We start from the raw sequence: 1,013 nt of genomic DNA, 5'->3' as shown, positions 1-1,013 counted from the left end.
AGGGTGTAGGAGCTATTTAGAAATGTCCGGTATGAGCTATTTCAAAATGTCCTCTTATACTTATGGAAATCCATTCGTTTGAGGACATCAACCGATGCTGATTGCTATGAGTGAACGTGATATTCAGCGATTTAAAGTGCTTAGTGATTTACGTGACCATCGATTAAGCCAAATGGATGCCGCTGACATCCTACATCTTTCAACTAGACAAGTTCGTAGGCTCTTGTCCTTGCTAAATGAACAAGGTGCCTCTGCATTAGCGCACGCCGCCAGAGGTCGTCCCAGTAACCGATGTTATTCAAGTCAGTTTAAGGCTACTGTCCTAGAGATCATTCGAGAACACTACAGTGATTTTTCTCCTACGTTTGCCTTAGAAAAATTGACTGAGCAGCATAATCTCGCCGTCTGTAAAGAAACCCTCCGTCAATGGATGATTGCCGATGGTCTCTGGGTGCCACATTCACAGCGTAAGCCCCGTGTGTATCAACCTCGCTATCGTCGTGACTGCTTAGGCGAACTCATCCAAATTGATGGCTCTCATCATGACTGGTTTGAAGGACGTAGCGACAAGTGCTGCCTGCTGGTTTTCATCGATGATGCGACCGGTCGGCTGATGAACCTGCGTTTTAGCGAGACCGAATCCGCCTTCGACTATATGATTGCAACCCGAGAATACCTCAATGAGCATGGGAAACCGGTGGCGTTCTATAGTGATAAGCACTCGATATTTCGGGTTAACCAAGAAAAACACAAGCAAGTTGGCCAGACTCAGTATGGGCGTATATTACGCGAACTGGGTATAGAGCTGATTTGTGCCAACAGCTCGCAGGCCAAAGGCCGTGTCGAGAGAGCCAATCAAACGTTACAGGATCGCTTAGTGAAAGAAATGCGTCTGCAAGGTATTGATAATATGGAACAAGCCAATGCCTGGCTTCCCTACTTCATCGCTGATTTTAACCGACGCTTCGCCAAACCGGCGCACTATCCAAAAGACATGCACCGCAAAGTTCGGG

General features: G+C 47.0%; 1 protein-coding gene. It reads left to right on the top strand.

What is annotated here, in order from left to right; genetic code table 11:
* Positions 1–106 precede the first annotated feature (106 nt).
* Positions 107–1,013: ISNCY family transposase (locus SU60_RS09005; protein ID WP_245228389.1), on the top strand; the 907-nt coding region annotated here is incomplete at its 3' end.

The sequence above is a fragment of the Vibrio mytili genome (genome assembly GCF_000830505.1).
Classification (GTDB): Bacteria; Pseudomonadota; Gammaproteobacteria; order Enterobacterales; family Vibrionaceae; genus Vibrio; species Vibrio mytili.
The sequence above is the reverse complement of the archived record's forward strand: the minus strand, read 5'-3'. Positions and strand labels throughout refer to the sequence as shown.